The sequence below is a fragment of the Streptomyces sp. NPDC025806 genome (assembly GCF_055558275.1).
Window position 1 is genome coordinate 359,917 of sequence record NZ_JBVHMU010000008.1, and the last position, 15,824, is coordinate 375,740.

The 15,824-nt window shown below is 70.9% G+C and carries 12 protein-coding genes; 5 read left to right on the plus strand and 7 right to left on the minus strand.

Going from position 1 to position 15,824, the window contains the following annotated elements:
• Positions 1–12: 12 nt before the first annotated feature.
• From ACZ4E1_RS21035 to ACZ4E1_RS21045, 3 genes are read right to left on the minus strand one after another with little or no spacing between them, the layout of a single operon-like run.
• Positions 13–897: a metal ABC transporter permease gene (locus ACZ4E1_RS21035; protein ID WP_467541249.1), complete on the minus strand. Its 885-nt coding sequence runs from the start codon at positions 895–897 to the stop codon at positions 13–15.
• Positions 897–1,679, minus strand: a complete 783-nt coding sequence (locus ACZ4E1_RS21040; RefSeq protein WP_467541345.1) for a metal ABC transporter ATP-binding protein — start codon at positions 1,677–1,679, stop codon at positions 897–899. The genes ACZ4E1_RS21035 and ACZ4E1_RS21040 overlap by 1 nt, the downstream gene beginning before the upstream one ends.
• A gap of 35 nt (positions 1,680–1,714) precedes the next feature.
• Positions 1,715–2,716, minus strand: a complete 1,002-nt coding sequence (locus ACZ4E1_RS21045) for a metal ABC transporter substrate-binding protein (RefSeq protein WP_467541251.1) — start codon at positions 2,714–2,716, stop codon at positions 1,715–1,717.
• Positions 2,717–2,904: 188 nt separating this feature from the next.
• Here ACZ4E1_RS21045 and ACZ4E1_RS21050 point away from each other — a divergent pair, with 188 nt between their 5' ends.
• Positions 2,905–4,287, plus strand: a complete 1,383-nt coding sequence (locus ACZ4E1_RS21050; RefSeq protein WP_467541253.1) for a glycine--tRNA ligase — start codon at positions 2,905–2,907, stop codon at positions 4,285–4,287.
• A 243-nt stretch (positions 4,288–4,530) separates the two neighbouring features.
• Here the strand turns inward: ACZ4E1_RS21050 and ACZ4E1_RS21055 are convergent, their stop codons facing one another.
• The 3 genes from ACZ4E1_RS21055 to ACZ4E1_RS21065 form a co-directional block, all read right to left on the minus strand.
• Entirely contained in the window at positions 4,531–5,118 is a 588-nt protein-coding gene (locus tag ACZ4E1_RS21055; RefSeq protein WP_467541255.1) for a TetR/AcrR family transcriptional regulator, read from the minus strand.
• Positions 5,119–5,142: 24 nt separating this feature from the next.
• The gene (locus ACZ4E1_RS21060) at positions 5,143–6,153 is read right to left on the minus strand and encodes an aldo/keto reductase (RefSeq protein ID WP_467541257.1); all 1,011 of its coding nucleotides are present in this window, start codon (positions 6,151–6,153) and stop codon (positions 5,143–5,145) included.
• 103 nt (positions 6,154–6,256) lie between these two features.
• Positions 6,257–7,699 carry an MFS transporter gene (locus tag ACZ4E1_RS21065; protein ID WP_467541259.1) on the minus strand — a complete coding sequence of 481 codons (1,443 nt, stop codon included), beginning with the start codon at positions 7,697–7,699 and terminating at the stop codon, positions 6,257–6,259.
• A 101-nt stretch (positions 7,700–7,800) separates the two neighbouring features.
• On the opposite strand from ACZ4E1_RS21065, the gene ACZ4E1_RS21070 reads away from it, so the two are divergent.
• Positions 7,801–8,679: a helix-turn-helix transcriptional regulator gene (locus ACZ4E1_RS21070; protein ID WP_467541261.1), complete on the plus strand. Its 879-nt coding sequence runs from the start codon at positions 7,801–7,803 to the stop codon at positions 8,677–8,679.
• Here the strand turns inward: ACZ4E1_RS21070 and ACZ4E1_RS21075 are convergent.
• A complete protein-coding gene (locus ACZ4E1_RS21075; RefSeq protein WP_467541263.1) occupies positions 8,663–10,159 on the minus strand; it encodes an MFS transporter in 1,497 nt (498 codons plus the stop codon). The genes ACZ4E1_RS21070 and ACZ4E1_RS21075 overlap by 17 nt on opposite strands.
• A gap of 158 nt (positions 10,160–10,317) precedes the next feature.
• Here ACZ4E1_RS21075 and ACZ4E1_RS21080 point away from each other — a divergent pair, with 158 nt between their 5' ends.
• The 3 genes from ACZ4E1_RS21080 to ppdK all read left to right on the plus strand — a co-directional run bounded on the left by ACZ4E1_RS21080 (position 10,318) and on the right by ppdK (position 15,561).
• Complete coding sequence (locus ACZ4E1_RS21080; protein WP_467541265.1) at positions 10,318–11,190, plus strand: helix-turn-helix transcriptional regulator; 873 nt, start codon at positions 10,318–10,320, stop codon at positions 11,188–11,190.
• 50 nt (positions 11,191–11,240) lie between these two features.
• Positions 11,241–12,368, plus strand: coding sequence for a tRNA dihydrouridine synthase DusB (dusB, locus tag ACZ4E1_RS21085; protein WP_384617007.1), 1,128 nt, complete (start codon positions 11,241–11,243; stop codon positions 12,366–12,368).
• A gap of 472 nt (positions 12,369–12,840) precedes the next feature.
• Entirely contained in the window at positions 12,841–15,561 is a 2,721-nt protein-coding gene (gene ppdK, locus ACZ4E1_RS21090; RefSeq protein ID WP_467541269.1) for a pyruvate, phosphate dikinase, read from the plus strand.
• Positions 15,562–15,824 lie beyond the last annotated feature (263 nt).

Sequence of the window (15,824 nt, forward strand, 5' to 3'; positions counted from 1 at the left end):
GGTGCGCGCGGGTCAGACCTTCTCGGGCGCCTGCGCGGGGATCGCGCACTCCGCCGGGTCCCCGGCGACGGTGCCCGCCGCACGCGCCCGGCGCCGGGCCAGCGGCGTCGCGAGCAGCGTCAGCGCGATGAACACCGCGATGGTCAGCAGGACAATGGTCGCGCCCGGCGGCACGTCCTGGTAGTACGAGGTCACGGTGCCGCCGAGCGTCACGACGACGCCGATCGCGACCGCGATGACGAACGTCGCCTTGAAGCTGCGGGTCAGCTGCTGCGCGGCGGCGACCGGCACCACCATCAGGGCCGACACCAGGAGCAGGCCGACGACGCGCATCGCGACGGTGACCGTGACCGCGGCGGTGAGGGCGATCAGCAGGTTCAGGGCGCGCACCGGCAGGCCCGTGACCCGCGCGAACTCCTCGTCCTGGCTCACCGCGAACAGCTGCCGCCGCAGGCCCACCGTCACCAGGATCACGAACGCCGCGAGGACGACGATGGCCGTCACGTCGGACGGGGAGACCGTGGTGAGCGAGCCGAAGAGGTAGGAGCCGAGGTTGGCCGTGGAGCCGCCCGGCGCCAGGTTGATCAGCATCACGCCGCCGGCCATGCCGCCGTAGAACAGCATGGCGAGCGCGATGTCGCCGCGCGTCTTCCCGTACCAGCGGATCAGCTCCATGATCAGCGCGCCGAGCGCGGACACGGCCATCGCCATCCACACCGGGGAGGTGGAGAGGAGAAAGCCGAGGCCGACGCCGGTCATCGCGACATGGCCGATGCCGTCGCCCATGAGGGCCTGGCGGCGCTGGACCAGGTAGATGCCGATCGCGGGGGCCGTGATGCCGATGAGGACGGCGGCGAGCAGCGCCCGCTGCATGAAGGCGAAGTCGAGGAGTTCCATCAGCTCAGCAGTCCTGTACGGATCGGTTCGGCGTCCGCGGCGGTGTGCGGGTGGACGTGGTCGTGGCCGGGCAGCGCGTGCTGGCCGACGGCCTTCGGGGGCGGCCCGTCGTGCAGGACGCAGCCGTCGCGGAGCACGACGGCCCGGTCGATCAGCGGCTCCAGCGGGCCCAGCTCGTGCAGGACGAGCAGCACGGTGGCGCCCGCGGCGACCTGCTCGCGCAGGGTGGCCGCGAGGACCTCCTGGCTGGCCAGGTCGACGCCGGCCATCGGCTCGTCCATGATCAGCAGCTCGGGTTCGGCGGCGAGGGCGCGGGCGATCAGCACGCGCTGGTGCTGGCCGCCCGACAGCGCGTTCACCGAGTCCTTGGCCCGGTCGGACATCCCGACGAGGTCGAGGGCGCGGGACACCGCCTCACGGTCGGCCTTGCGCATCAGGCCGAAGCGGGTGCGGGACAGCCGGCCGGAGGCGACGACCTCGGCGACCGTCGCCGGGACCCCGCCCGCCGCCGTCGTGCGCTGCGGCACGTACCCGACGCGTGCCCACTGCCGGAACCGGCGCCGCGGGGTGCCGAACAGCTCGATCGAGCCGCCGGTGAGCGGCACCTGCCCGATGACGCTGCGCACGGCCGTGGACTTGCCCGAGCCGTTGGCCCCGAGCAGCGCCACGACCTCGCCGCGGCGCACGGTCAGGTCGATGCCGCGCAGCACGGGGCGGGCGCCGAGCTCGGCCGTCACCCCGCGCAGTGCGATGACGGGGGCCTCGGTGTTGTTCGCGCTCATGTCGCTGCCGCCCTTCGAGCCGTTTGATCCGTACGTCACTTGGCGCCGAGCGCCTTCTGCAGGGCGGCCAGGTTCGACTCCATGACCTGGACGTAGTCCTCGCCCTTGGACTTCTTCGTGATGCCTTCGAGGGGGTCGAGCACGTCCGTCTTCAGGTGCGCGTCGCCGGCCAGGGTCTTCGCCGTCTTGTCGCTGACGAGGGTCTCGTAGAAGACGGTCGTCACGCCGTCGGCCTTCGCCATCTTCTGGAGGTCCTTGACGCGGGCCGCGCTGGGCTCGCTCTCCGGGTCGAGGCCGCTGATGGCCTCCTCGGTGAGGCCGTAGCGCTCGGCGAGGTAGCCGAAGGCGGCGTGGGTGGTGATGAAGACCTTGGAGTCCGTGTGCGCCAGGCCGTCCCTGAACTTCTGGTCGAGCTTGCCGAGGTCGGCGACGAGCGTGGCGGTGTTCTTCTTGTAGTCGGCCGCGTGGTCCGGGTCGGCCTTCTCCAGCGCCTTGCCGACGCCCTGGGCGACCTCCGCGTACTTCACGGGGTCGAGCCAGATGTGCGGGTCGGAGCCTTCCTCGCCGCCGTGGTCGTGACCCTCGTGCTCCCCGTGCTCGTCGTGCTCCTCGGCGTGGCCGCCGACCTCGGAGCCGTGCTTCTCCAGGGAGGTGAGCGAGGCCGCGTCGACCTTGGTCTTGATCCCGGACTGGCTGATCGCCTCGTCGACGGAGGGCTGCAGGCCCTTGAGGTAGAGCGCGACGCCGGCCTGCTCGATCCGGCCGCGCTGCTGGGCGCTGACCTCGAGGTCGTGCGGCTCCTGGCCCGGCTCGGTCAGGTTGGTGACGCTGACGTGCTCGCCGCCGATCCGCTCGGCGAGGAACTGCATCGGATAGAACGACGCGACGACGTCCAGTTTGCCGTCGCTGTTCTTCCCGTCCGCGGCGCTCGTCGCGGAGCACGCGGACAGGGCGGTCAGACCGAGGACGGTCGTCGCGGCGACGGCGGTCGTGGATATGAGTCGGCGGCCGGAGAGCCGGGGCAGGCGTACGTTCATGACAGTCATTTTCAACAAAACTGGAAACGATTGTCAACAAGCTCTGGTCGAGACCTTCGTCCCACTCTGTGGCGACTCCGGACCCGGAACCGATTTGGTTCGGGGGGTGGCCGCGCCGGTAACCTGAAGCATTCGCTCCCGGAGTGCGTATCCAGCGCACTCGCCGTCGTCGTAATGAAGAGAGCACCGTGGCCGCCGACAAGATCGAAACCATCGTCAGCCTCAGCAAGCGCCGTGGCTTCGTCTACCCCTGCAGCGAGATCTACGGCGGTCAGCGTGCCGCCTGGGACTACGGTCCGCTGGGCGTGGAGCTGAAGGAGAACCTCAAGCGTCAGTGGTGGCGCTACATGGTCACCTCGCGCGAGGACGTCGTCGGTATCGACTCGTCCGTGATCCTGGCGACCGAGGTCTGGCAGGCCTCCGGTCACGTCGCCACGTTCACCGACCCGCTCACCGAGTGCACCTCCTGTCACAAGCGTTACCGCGCCGACCACTTGGAAGAGGCGTACGAGGAGAAGAAGGGCCGCCTCCCCGAGAACGGCCTCGCGGACCTCAACTGCCCGAACTGCGGCACCAAGGGCGCCTTCACCGAGCCCAAGCAGTTCTCCGGTCTGCTCGCCACGCACCTCGGCCCGACGCAGGACAGCGGCTCCGTCGCCTACCTGCGCCCCGAGACCGCGCAGGGCATCTTCACCAACTTCAGCCAGGTGCAGACGACTTCCCGCCGCAAGCCGCCCTTCGGCATCGCGCAGATGGGCAAGTCGTTCCGCAACGAGATCACGCCCGGCAACTTCATCTTCCGCACCCGCGAGTTCGAGCAGATGGAGATGGAATTCTTCGTCAAGCCCGGCGAGGACGAGCAGTGGCAGGAGTACTGGATGGAGCAGCGCTGGAACTGGTACACCGGCCTGGGCCTGCGCGAGGAGAACATGCGGTGGTTCGAGCACCCGAAGGAGAAGCTCTCCCACTACTCGAAGCGCACCGCTGACATCGAGTACCGCTTCCGCTTCGGCGGCAGCGAGTGGGGCGAGCTCGAGGGCGTCGCCAACCGCACGGACTACGACCTGTCCGCCCACTCCAAGGCCTCCGGCCAGGACCTCTCCTACTACGACCAGGAGAAGGGCGAGCGCTACACGCCGTACGTCATCGAGCCCGCGGCCGGTGTCGGCCGCACGATGCTGGCCTTCATGCTCGACTCCTACTTCGAGGACGAGGCGCCCAACGCCAAGGGCAAGATGGAGAAGCGCACCGTCATGCGCTTCGACCCGCGCATCGCCCCGGTGAAGGTCGCGGTCCTCCCGCTGTCCCGCAACCCGGAGCTGTCGCCGAAGGCCAAGGGCCTGGCCACGGCGCTGCGCCAGCACTGGAACATCGAGTTCGACGACGCCGGCGCCATCGGTCGCCGCTACCGTCGCCAGGACGAGATCGGTACGCCGTTCTGCGTCACCGTCGACTTCGACACCCTGGACGACAACGCGGTCACCGTGCGCGAGCGCGACACGATGAAGCAGGAGCGGGTCTCTCTCGACCAGATCGAGGGCTACCTCGCTGCGCGGCTCATCGGCTGCTGATCGCCTCCGGCGTGCTTGAGCCCCGGGTCCCCCTGAGCGTTCAGGGGACCCGGGGCTTTCGCGTGCGGTCCCGCCTGCCTCACCCCTCGGGGCTCCGCCCCGGACCCCGCTCCTCAATCGCCGGAGGGGCTTGATCGGGCGCACGGAGTGCGCTTCAGGGGCGCGGGGAACTGCGCGAGCAACCACGACGCACCCGTCACCCGGCGACGAACGCGCAACCCCAACGGCGCCCCCCGAATTCGGCTAGGCGGCGACGCCTCGTAGGACGAGGGTGAGGACCGCCTCGAAGGCGGGCCTGGTTTCGGGGCGGGGCCACTCGGCGGCGTAGGCCGGGTCGTGGAAGTGGGCCGTGGCCTCGAAGACGGCGCGGGCCGTCGCGGGGAGGTCGGGGGCCTCGAAGGCGCCCTGCTCGACCCCCTCGGCGAGGATCGCCGTCAACTGCCCCACGAGCTCGGCGACATGGGCGTCGACCACGCCCCCGTTCTCGCTGGTCAGCACCGTGTACGTGGCGAACAGCTCCGGGTCGTCGCCCGCCTTGTGCCGCTTCGCCTCGAAGAGTGCCGAGAGCCAGTGCCGCAGCTTGGCGGGCGGTGCCTCGTCGGCCGCGACGACCTCGGCCAGCACGCCGGTCGTGCGGTCCAGCCAGCGCTTGGTCACCGCGCCGCGCAGCTCCGCCTTCGTGCGGAAGTGCCGGTACACCGAGCCGTGGCTGACCCCCAGCGCGCGGGCCACGTCGACCACGGTCGCCTTCGCGGCGCCGTGCCGGCGCAGCACCTCCTCGGTCGCGGCGAGGATGCGCTCGGGGGTCAGGGTCTCGGTGGGCGGTGCCATGGCTGTGACCGTACCGGGAGCCGATCAGTGCTCGCTGTCCAGGTGTGCCATCTGTGCGGCCGGGTAGCGCTCGCCGGCCGCGGCATCCGCGGGCACCGCCGCCTCGATCGCGGCCAGGTCGGCCGCGTCGAGCGTCACGTCGAGGGCGCCGAGCGCCTCGGTGAGGCGGGCCCGGGTGCGGGCGCCGACCAGCGGCACGATGTCCTCGCCGCGCGAGAGCACCCACGCGATCGCGATCTGCGCGACGCTCACGTCCTTCTGTTCGGCGATCTTGCGCAGCCGTTCGACGAGGTCGAGGTTGTGCGCCAGGTTCTCGCCCTGGAAGCGGGGGCTGAAGCTGCGGAAGTCGTTCGCCGCCAGCTCGCGGTCGCGGGTGAAGTGCCCGGAGATGAGGCCGCGCGAGAGCACTCCGTACGCGGTGACGGAGATGCCCAGCTCGCGGGTGGTCGGCAGGATCGACTCCTCGATGCCGCGCGAGATCAGCGAGTACTCGATCTGCAGGTCGCTGATCGGGGCCGTCGCCGCCGCCCGGCGCACCGTGTCCGCGCCGACCTCCGACAGTCCGATGTGCCGGACGTGGCCCTGCTCGACGAGCTCGGCGACGGCGCCGACGGTCTCCTCGATCGGCACGTCCGGGTCGAGGCGGGCCAGCCGGTAGACGTCGATGTGGTCGACGCCGAGGCGCTGGAGCGAGTACGCGGCGAAGTTCTTCACCGCCGCGGGCCGGCCGTCGTACCCGGACCAGCCGCCGTCCGGGTCGCGCAGGGCGCCGAATTTCACGCTGGTCAGCGCCTGCTCGCGGGTGGCGGCGGGGGCCGTGCGCAGGGCTTCGCCGATGAGCATCTCGTTGTGCCCCATGGCGTAGAAGTCGCCGGTGTCGAGCAGGGTGACGCCCGCGTCGAGCGCGGCGTGGATCGTGGCGATCGACTCGGCGCGGTCGGCTTCCCCGTACAGGGCGGACATGCCCATGCAGCCGAGGCCGAGGGCGGAGACGCGGGGGCCGGTCGTGCCGAGGGGGCGGGTGGGGAGGGTCATGAGAACTCCTAGGTGGGGTGTCTCCACCTTCGCATGACAGATGACAGATTTCAATATCTGTCATCTGTCACCTGTCATCTGTCATGCGTCGCCTCCGTCCTGCTCAGCGGATCGTCCGGGGAAGGCGCAGGCTCAGGGCGAAGGTCAGGGCCACCGTGGCCAGTTGTGCGGCGAGGGTGAGCAGGAGGGCGTCGCGCATGCCGAGGCCGGGGGTGAGCGACAGGAACAGGGAGCCGAGCGTGGCCACGCCCAGGGCCATCGACGCCTGCTGGGCCGTCGTCATCACACCGCCGCCGACTCCGGCCCGCGCCGCCGGCACCTCGGAGAGGATCACGCGGAAGAGGATCGGCAGTTGCAGCGCCTGCCCCGCCCCCGCGACGGCCGCCCCCGGCAGCAGCTGGAGCACGCTCAGGTCCGGCCAGGTCCGCCACGCCGCGAGCCCGATCAGCACGAGGCCGGTCGCCTGCAACAGGCCTCCCGCCGTGACGACCCGCGTCCCCCAGCGCGCGACGAGCCGCGGCCCTGCGAGCGACGTCACGAAGAACGCCGCCGCCATCGGCGCGAGCGCGAGCCCCGCCGAGACCGGACCCATCCCCGCGCCCTGCTGGAGCGCCACCGCGATCACGAACATGAACCCGGAGAAGCCGAGCGCGAACGGCACGATCATCGCGAGGCCGCGCCGCAGACTGACCAGCCGGAACAGCGACGGCGGGACCAGCGGGGTCCGGCCGGCCCGGTCCGCCGTGCGCTCCACCGCGTAGAAGCCGTACGCGAGGAACGGGGTCGCGGCCAGCGACAGCCACGTCCACAGCGGCCAGCCCGCCGCCCGGCCCTCGGTCAGCGGGGCGAGCAGCGCGGTCAGGGTCAGCGCGAGCAGCACCGTGCCGGGGCCGTCGAGCGGTTCGGGCCGGGCCGAGCGGGTCTCGGGGACCGTGCGCGCGGCGAGCAGGAGACCGAGCAGCACCGCCGGAACGTTCACCAGGAACACCGAACGCCAGCCCGTGCCGAACAGGTCCGCCGCGACCAGGACCCCGCCGAGCACCTGCCCGGCGACCATCGACAGACCCGCCGTCGCCCCGTACATGCTCATCGCGCGCGCCCGGCGCGGGCCCTCGGTCGTCGCCTGGATCGTGGCGAGCACCTGCGGCAGCAGCGCCGCCGACGCCGCGCCCTGCGCGACCCGCGCGATCACCAGCACCCAGGCCGTCGGCGCGAGCCCGCAGGCCAGCGAGGTCAGTCCGAACGCGGCCAGACCGCCGAGGAACATCCGACGCCGGCCCAGCAGATCCCCGAGCCGGCCGCCGAGCACCAGCAGCACGGCGTACGCGATGCCGTACCCGGCGACGACCAGCTCCAGGACCGGCTCACTCGCGTGCAGATCGTGGCCCATCGTGGGCAGGGCGACATTGACGATGAAGAAGTCGACGAGAGGAAGGGCGGCGCCGAGCAGCACGGTCAGCAGCCCGCCGCGGCCCAGGGCCGGGGTGGCCGGCGCGGCGGGTGCCAGGCCGGCCGGGCTCGGCGCGGTGTGCGTGTGGGTGGTCATGACATCGAGGGTCCGCCCTCGCACAGAGTGGTACCAGAGTGTTCTTATCCTGGTAGAACGGCTACCTGGAAACAGGCTCGGACCCGGTCCACGCTGGAGGCATGACCACCATGACGCAGGATGTTCAGGACGTACGGCCCGCCGAGATCCGGCGCCACGAACTGGCCGGGTTCCTGCGCAGCCGCCGCGAGCGGATCACGCCCGAGGAGGTCGGCCTGCCGCGCGGACGGCGCCGCCGCACCCCGGGCCTGCGCCGCGAGGAGGTCGCCCAGCTCTCCGCGGTCGGCGTCACCTGGTACACGTGGCTGGAGCAGGCCCGCGACATCCAGGTCTCCGCGCAGGTCCTCGACGCGCTGGCCAAGACGCTGCGCCTCGACGTGGGGGAGCGGGCCCACCTCTTCGGGCTGGCCGGTGCGGTCGACCCGGCCCCGGCCACGGTCTGCGCCCCGCTCAGCCCCGAACTCGTCGCGCTGATGGATCAGTTGGAGCCGATCCCGGCCTGCGTGCAGAACAGCCGCTACGACATCCTCGCCTACAACAGCACCTACCGGCTGCTGCTGTGCGACCTGGACGAGATCCCGCCCGAGGACCGCAACTGGATGCTGCTCGCCTTCACCCACGAGGGCTGGCGCTCCTCGATCGTCGGCCTCGACGAGGTGATGCGCACCCTCGCCGCGAAGTTCCGGGCCGGCATGGCCGAGCATCTCGCCGAGCCCGCCTGGAAGGCGGTCCTCAAGCGGCTCACCGAGGAATCGGCCGAGTTCCGCGAGGTGTGGGAGCGGCACGAGGTCGTCCAGTCCGTGGCCAGCAAGGTCAAGCACTTCCACAACCCGTACGTGGGCCCGCTCGCCCTCGTCCACACCGACCTGTGGCTCACCCGGGGCGGCGGCTCCCGCCTGGTGACGTACACGCCGGCCGACGCCACCTCGCGCGAGCGCCTCGACCGGCTCCAGGAACTGGCGCTCAGCCGCGCGGTGTGACCGCGGGCCACGCCCCCTCCTCCTGCGGCGCCGCGAACCGCTCCGCCGTGCGCCGCGCCGTCTCCCGAGCCCAGCGCCCGCTGGTCACCAGGCCGAGCACCAGCACCGCCAGACCGCACCCGGCGATGATCCACCAGCAGGCCCGCGCGGCGCCGGTGAAGGACGCGGCGTACGAGGATCCGGCGACGCCCGAGGCGAGGACCGCGCCGATCACCGCGACACCGAGCGTCGAGCCGATCTGCCGGCTGGTCGAGGCGACGGCCGCCGCGACCCCGGCCTGGGCGCGGGGCATCCCGGACACGGCGGTGTTGGTGATGGGCGCGTTCACGAAGCCGAAGCCCAGGCCGAACAGGACATAGCCGAGCACCAGCGTCCCGTTCGAGGTCTGCGCGTCGAACGCCGCGAACAGCACCCCGCTCGCCGTCATCGCCACACCCGCGACCAGCAGCGAGATCCGCGGCCCCCGGCTGCCGACCAGCCGGCCCGACAGCGGCGCGCAGACCAGTGTCATCGCCGCCATCGGCAGCATCCACAGCCCCGCGTGCAAGGCGTTCAGCCCGCGCACGTCCTGGAGGTACAGCGTCGACAGGAACAGGAACCCGGCGAGCGCCGCGAACGCGCTGATCGCGACGACGGTGGCGCCGCTGAACGGGGCCGAGCGGAAGAACCGCAGATCGATGAGGGGTTCGGTGCGCCGGGGCTCGTAGAGGAGGAGACCGATCAGCGCGGCGAGCGCGAGGCCGCCGAAGCACAGGATGCGCCCGGACGCCCAGCCCGCGTGCGGGCCCTCGATGATCGCGTACGTCAGCGAGCCGAGCAGCGCGATCATCAGGAGCTGCCCGACCGGGTCCGGGCGGCGGGCCTTCGGCGCGCGCGACTCGGGGACGAACCGCCAGGTCAGGGCGAGCGCGGCGAGGCCGACCGGGAGATTGACCCAGAAGATCGAGCGCCAGCCGACCGAGTCCACGAGCAGACCGCCCACCAGCGGGCCCGCCGCCATCGACAGGCCGACGACGCCGCCCCACACACCGATGGCGCGAGCCCGCTCGGCCGGGTCGGTGAACGTGTTCGTGATGATCGACATGGCGACCGGGTTGAGCATCGAGCCGCCGACGGCCTGGAGCATGCGGAACGCGACGAGCGCCTCCAGGTTCGGCGCGAGGGAACAGGCCACGGACGCGGCCGTGAACACGATCAGGCCGATCATGAAGATCCTGCGCCGGCCGACGCGGTCGGCCGTCGACCCGGCCAGCATCAGCAGCGAGGCGAGGACCAGCGTGTAGGCGTCGATCGCCCACTGCATGCCCGGGAGCGTCGCCCCGAAGTCCTTCGCCATGCTCGGCAGCGCCACGTTCAGCACCGTGGTGTCGAGGCTGACGATCAGCAGGCTCATGCAGCAGATCGCCAGGACCAGCAGGCGCCGGCGGTGGGACAGCGCGGACGGGGCCGGCGGGGTCGGCGGGGTCGGGGCATCGGACATGTTTCCGAAGGTAGCCCGATCCGTCGGATGCGGAGAGCGGGGGGCAGAGGAGGTCATGCCCCGACGATCGCGCACCCCTCAGCCGGGTACCAGAGCCTGCTCATCCTGTTACAGGCAGCACCTGGCAACGGGATGAGCGCGGGGGCACCCTGGAGGGCATGACCACAGCTGTCACGGCCGGATCGGCCCAGGCCCGGCGGGACGAACTCGCCGCGTTCCTGCGGAGCCGGCGGGAGCGGATCAGTCCGGAGCAGGCAGGCGTGCCGCGGACCGCACGCCGGCGGACACCGGGGCTGCGGCGGGAGGAGGTCGCGTTCCTCGCCGCCGTCGGCGTCACCTGGTACACGTGGCTCGAACAGGGGCGCGCGATCAACGTCTCGCCCGGCGTCCTCGACGCCGTCGTCCGGGCCCTCCAGATGGACCCCACCGAGCGCGCCCACGCCTTCGCGCTCGCCGGCACCGTTGACCCGCACGCCGCGACCGCCTGCTCGCCCGTCACCGAGACGACCCTGCGCACCATGCACAAGCTGGCGCCCTACCCGGCCACCGTGAAGAACGCCCGCTACGACATCCTCGCCGCCAACCAGGCCTACGCCGACGTGTTCGGGGACCCGCAGGAGCTCGCCCCCGAGCACCGCAACGCGCTGTGGCTCATGGCCACCAGCGAGCGCTGGCGCACCCAGTTCGTCGAGCGGGACGCGATGCTGCCGGTCATCGTCGCCAAATTCCGGCAGGCCATGGCCGAGCACGTCGCCGAGCCCGCCTGGCAGGCCCGGCTCGACGGGCTGCTCGCCGCGTCGGAGGAGTTCCGCGCGCTGTGGGAGCTGCACGACGTCGCGCCGATGGCCCCGCACGTGAAGCGGTACCTGCACCCCGACCCCGAGATCGGCATGCTGCGCCTGGAACACCGCCACCTGTGGCTCAGCCCGGACGCCGGCGGACACCGGCTGGTCGCGTACGTGCCCGTGGACGAGGAGAGCGAGCGGCGCCTGGAGAAGCTGGCCGCCCGGGGCGGGGCCCTCGCCGGGTGAGGGACAATGGGTCCTTGCCCCCAGCCCCGTACGTTCCGGAGAACCCTGCGATGTCCGCTCTGACCATCGGCCCCCACCTGGTGCAACCGCCGGTGGTCCTCGCGCCCATGGCGGGGATCACGAACGCCCCCTTCCGGACGCTGTGCCGGGAGTTCTCCGGCGGCAAGGGTCTCTTCGTCAGCGAGATGATCACGACCCGGGCGCTGGTCGAGCGCAACGAGAAGACCATGCAGCTGATCCACTTCGACGCGACCGAGAAGCCGCGCTCGATCCAGCTGTACGGCGTCGACCCGGCCACCGTCGGCAAGGCCGTCCGCATGATCGCGGAAGAGGACCTCGCCGACCACATCGACCTGAACTTCGGCTGCCCCGTCCCCAAGGTGACCCGCAAGGGCGGCGGCTCCGCGCTCCCGTACAAGCGGAACCTGCTGCGCGCGATCCTGAAGGAAGCCGTCTCCGGGGCCGGTGACCTGCCGGTCACGATGAAGATGCGCAAGGGCATCGACGACGACCACATCACGTACCTGGACGCGGGCCGGATCGCCGTCGAGGAGGGCGTCACCGCGATCGCGCTGCACGGCCGCACGGCCGCCCAGCACTACGGCGGCACCGCCGACTGGGACGCGATCGCCCGCCTCAAGGAGCACGTCCCCGAGATCCCGGTGCTGGGCAACGGCGACATCTGGTCCGCCGACGACGCGCTGCGCATGGTCCGCGAGACCGGCTGCGACGGCGTGGTCGTGGGCCGCGGCTGCCTCGGCCGGCCCTGGCTGTTCGCCGACCTCGTCGCCGCGTTCGAGGGCCGCGAGGAGCGGGTGCGGCCCACGCTGCGGGTGGTCGCCGACGCGATGGTGCGGCACGCGACGCTGCTCGGCGAATGGATCGGCGACGAGGCCCGGGGTGTCATCGACTTCCGCAAGCACGTGGCCTGGTACCTGAAGGGCTTCTCGGTCGGCTCCGAGATGCGCAAGCGGCTCGCGATCACCTCGTCGCTGGCGGAGCTGCGGGCGGGCCTGGACGAGCTGGACCTGGACCAGGACTGGCCCGCGGGCGCGGACGGCCCGCGCGGTCGCACCTCCGGCAACAATCGCGTGGTGCTCCCGGACGGCTGGCTCAAGGACCCGTACGACTGCGCGGGCGTCTCGGAGGACGCGGAGCTGGACACCTCCGGGGGCTGAACCCGCACGCCGCGCACAGATGAGCGGCGCTCATTCGGGACGAGGCGCCCGTCGGTCGATGACCGGCGGGCGCCTCCGCGTTGTCCGGATGCTGAAATCCGGGTGTCCGAACGGGCTCTTCCGGTGCGTGATCCTCGCCACCCCTGATAGGGGTTGCGCTCAGATGAGCGCTTATTCGCTGACTGCGCTTCTTCAATGCCTGGCACTGAGTGCCACTGCGCGATCATTTATGATGTGAACGCAAGTGAGCCAGAGACCCGCTCACATGAGCGTTATAGCGGGTCCACGGGGGTTGTGGGTTCAAGAAGTAAACAAACGGCCTCTGGCGACCTTGCCAACCCATTACTTTCAATCTGCTGGCGGACGGGTGGTTGGGGCCCCAGGACGGCTGAGTGGACGTACCCATCAGCCTTGGATCTGGGTATGTTCCTGGCCGTCAGGGCAGCCACCGAGCCTCAAGGGGTCGAGACCCGTGTCGGAAAACAACACTCCCCAGGTAGCGAAGTTCGTCTACGACTTCACCGAGGGAAACAAGGACCTCAAGGACCTCCTCGGCGGCAAGGGTGCCAACCTCGCCGAGATGACCAACCTGGGTCTCCCGGTCCCTCCCGGCTTCACCATCACCACCGAGGCCTGCAAGGTCTACCTCGACAGTGGCGAGGAGCCGGTGGCACTGCGTGACGAGGTGTCCGCCCACCTGGACGCCCTCGAGCAGCAGATGGGCAAGAAGCTCGGCCAGGCCGACGACCCGCTGCTCGTCTCCGTCCGCTCGGGCGCCAAGTTCTCCATGCCCGGCATGATGGACACGGTCCTGAACATCGGTCTCTCCGACAAGTCCGTGCAGGGCCTCGCCAAGCAGGCCGGCGACGACCGCTTCGCGTGGGACTCCTACCGCCGCCTCATCCAGATGTTCGGCAAGACCGTGCTGGACGTCGACGGCGACCTCTTCGAGGAAGAGCTCGAGAAGGCCAAGCGCGCCAAGAAGGTCACGGTCGACACCGACCTCGAGGCGGCCGACCTCAAGAAGCTCGTCACCAAGTTCAAGAAGATCGTCAAGACCGAGGCCGGCCGCGACTTCCCGCAGGACGCCCGCGAGCAGCTCGACCTCGCGATCCACGCGGTCTTCGACTCCTGGAACACCGACCGCGCCAAGCTGTACCGCCGCCAGGAGCGCATCCCCGGCGACCTCGGCACCGCGGTCAACATCTGCTCGATGGTCTTCGGCAACCTCGGCCCCGACTCGGGCACCGGCGTCGCCTTCACCCGCGACCCCGCCTCCGGCCACGCCGGCGTCTACGGCGACTACCTGCAGAACGCCCAGGGCGAGGACGTCGTCGCGGGCATCCGCAACACGGTCCCCCTGGCCGAGCTGGAGCAGATCGACAAGAAGTCGTACGACCAGCTCATGCAGATCATGCAGACCCTTGAGAACCACTACAAGGACCTCTGCGACATCGAGTTCACCATCGAGCGCGGCCAGCTGTGGATGCTGCAGACCCGCGTCGGCAAGCGCACCGCCGGTGCCGCCTTCCGCATCGCGACGCAGCTCGTGGACCAGGGCCTGATCGACGAGGCCGAGGCCCTGCAGCGCGTCACCGGCGCGCAGCTCGCCCAGCTGATGTTCCCCAAGTTCGACGAGGACGCGAAGGTCGACCAGATCGGCCGCGGCATCGCCGCCTCCCCGGGCGCGGCCGTCGGCAAGGCCGTCTTCGACTCCTACACGGCCGTCAAGTGGTCGCGCTCCGGCGAGAAGGTCATCCTGATCCGCCGCGAGACCAACCCCGACGACCTGGACGGCATGATCGCCGCCGAGGGCATCCTGACCTCGCGCGGCGGCAAGACCTCCCACGCTGCCGTCGTCGCCCGCGGCATGGGCAAGACCTGTGTCTGCGGCGCCGAGGAGCTCGAGGTCGACACCAAGCGCCGCCGGATGACCACCACCTCCGGCGTGGTCGTCGAGGAGGGCGACGTCGTCTCCATCGACGGCTCCACCGGCAAGGTCTACCTCGGTGAGGTGCCGGTCGTCCCGTCCCCGGTCGTCGAGTACTTCGAGGGCCGCATGCACGCCGGCGCCGACGATGCCGACGAGCTCGTCGGCGCCGTGCACCGGATCATGGCGTACGCGGACCGGGTCCGCCGTCTGCGGGTCCGCGCCAACGCGGACAACGCCGAGGACGCGCTGCGCGCCCGCCGCTTCGGCGCCCAGGGCATCGGCCTGTGCCGCACCGAGCACATGTTCCTCGGTGACCGCCGCGAGCTCGTCGAGCGCCTGATCCTGGCGGACACGGAGAGTGAGCGCGAGGAGTCCCTCCAGGCGCTGCTCCCGCTCCAGAAGAAGGACTTCATCGAGCTCTTCGAGGCGATGGACGGCCTCCCGGTCACCGTCCGCCTGCTCGACCCGCCGCTGCACGAGTTCCTGCCCGACATCACCGAGCTGTCGGTGCGCGTCGCGCTCGCCGAGTCCCGCAAGGACCCGAACGAGAACGACCTGCGGCTCCTCCAGGCCGTGCACCGTCTGCACGAGCAGAACCCGATGCTGGGTCTGCGCGGTGTCCGCCTCGGTCTGGTCATCCCCGGCCTGTTCACCATGCAGGTCCGCGCCATCGCCGAGGCCGCGGCCGAGCGCAAGAACGCCAAGGGCGACCCGCGCGCCGAGATCATGATCCCGCTCGTCGGCACCGTCCAGGAGCTGGAGATCGTCCGCGAGGAGGCCGACCAGGTCATCGCGGAGGTCGAGGCCGCGACCGGCGTCAAGCTCAAGCTCGCCATCGGCACGATGATCGAGCTGCCGCGCGCCGCGCTCACCGCCGGTCAGATCGCCGAGGCCGCGCAGTTCTTCTCCTTCGGCACGAACGACCTGACGCAGACCGTGTGGGGCTTCTCCCGCGACGACGTGGAGGCCTCCTTCTTCACGGCGTACCTGGAGAAGGGCATCTTCGGCGTCAGCCCCTTCGAGACGATCGACAAGGACGGCGTGGGCTCCCTGGTCCGCAACGCCGTCGAGGCCGGCCGCGCCACGCGCCCCGACCTCAAGCTCGGCGTCTGCGGCGAGCACGGCGGTGACCCGGAGTCGGTCCACTTCTTCCACGAGGTCGGCCTGGACTACGTCTCCTGCTCCCCGTTCCGTATCCCCGTCGCGCGCCTCGAGGCGGGCCGCGCGGCCTCCACGTCGGAGGGCAGCGACCACCGCTGACCCCACCCGTGAACCCCGGAGCCGCCGTCGGTCCCTGACCCTCACCGATCCTTCGGCGGCCCCGGTCACCTACGAGAAAGCGGCACCCCTGTGCGGGGGGTGCCGCTTTTTCGTTTCCCCGGCGTCCGTGGCCCGCGGAAGGACCACCCGATCAAGTGATCGTCACTTTGAGTAATCGGTTCGGCACTTTTCGTACGACTACTGTCTGTGATCCCGGGTCGCCGCTGGAGTGCTCGGGGCTACTTGGAGGGTGTGCGCGTCGT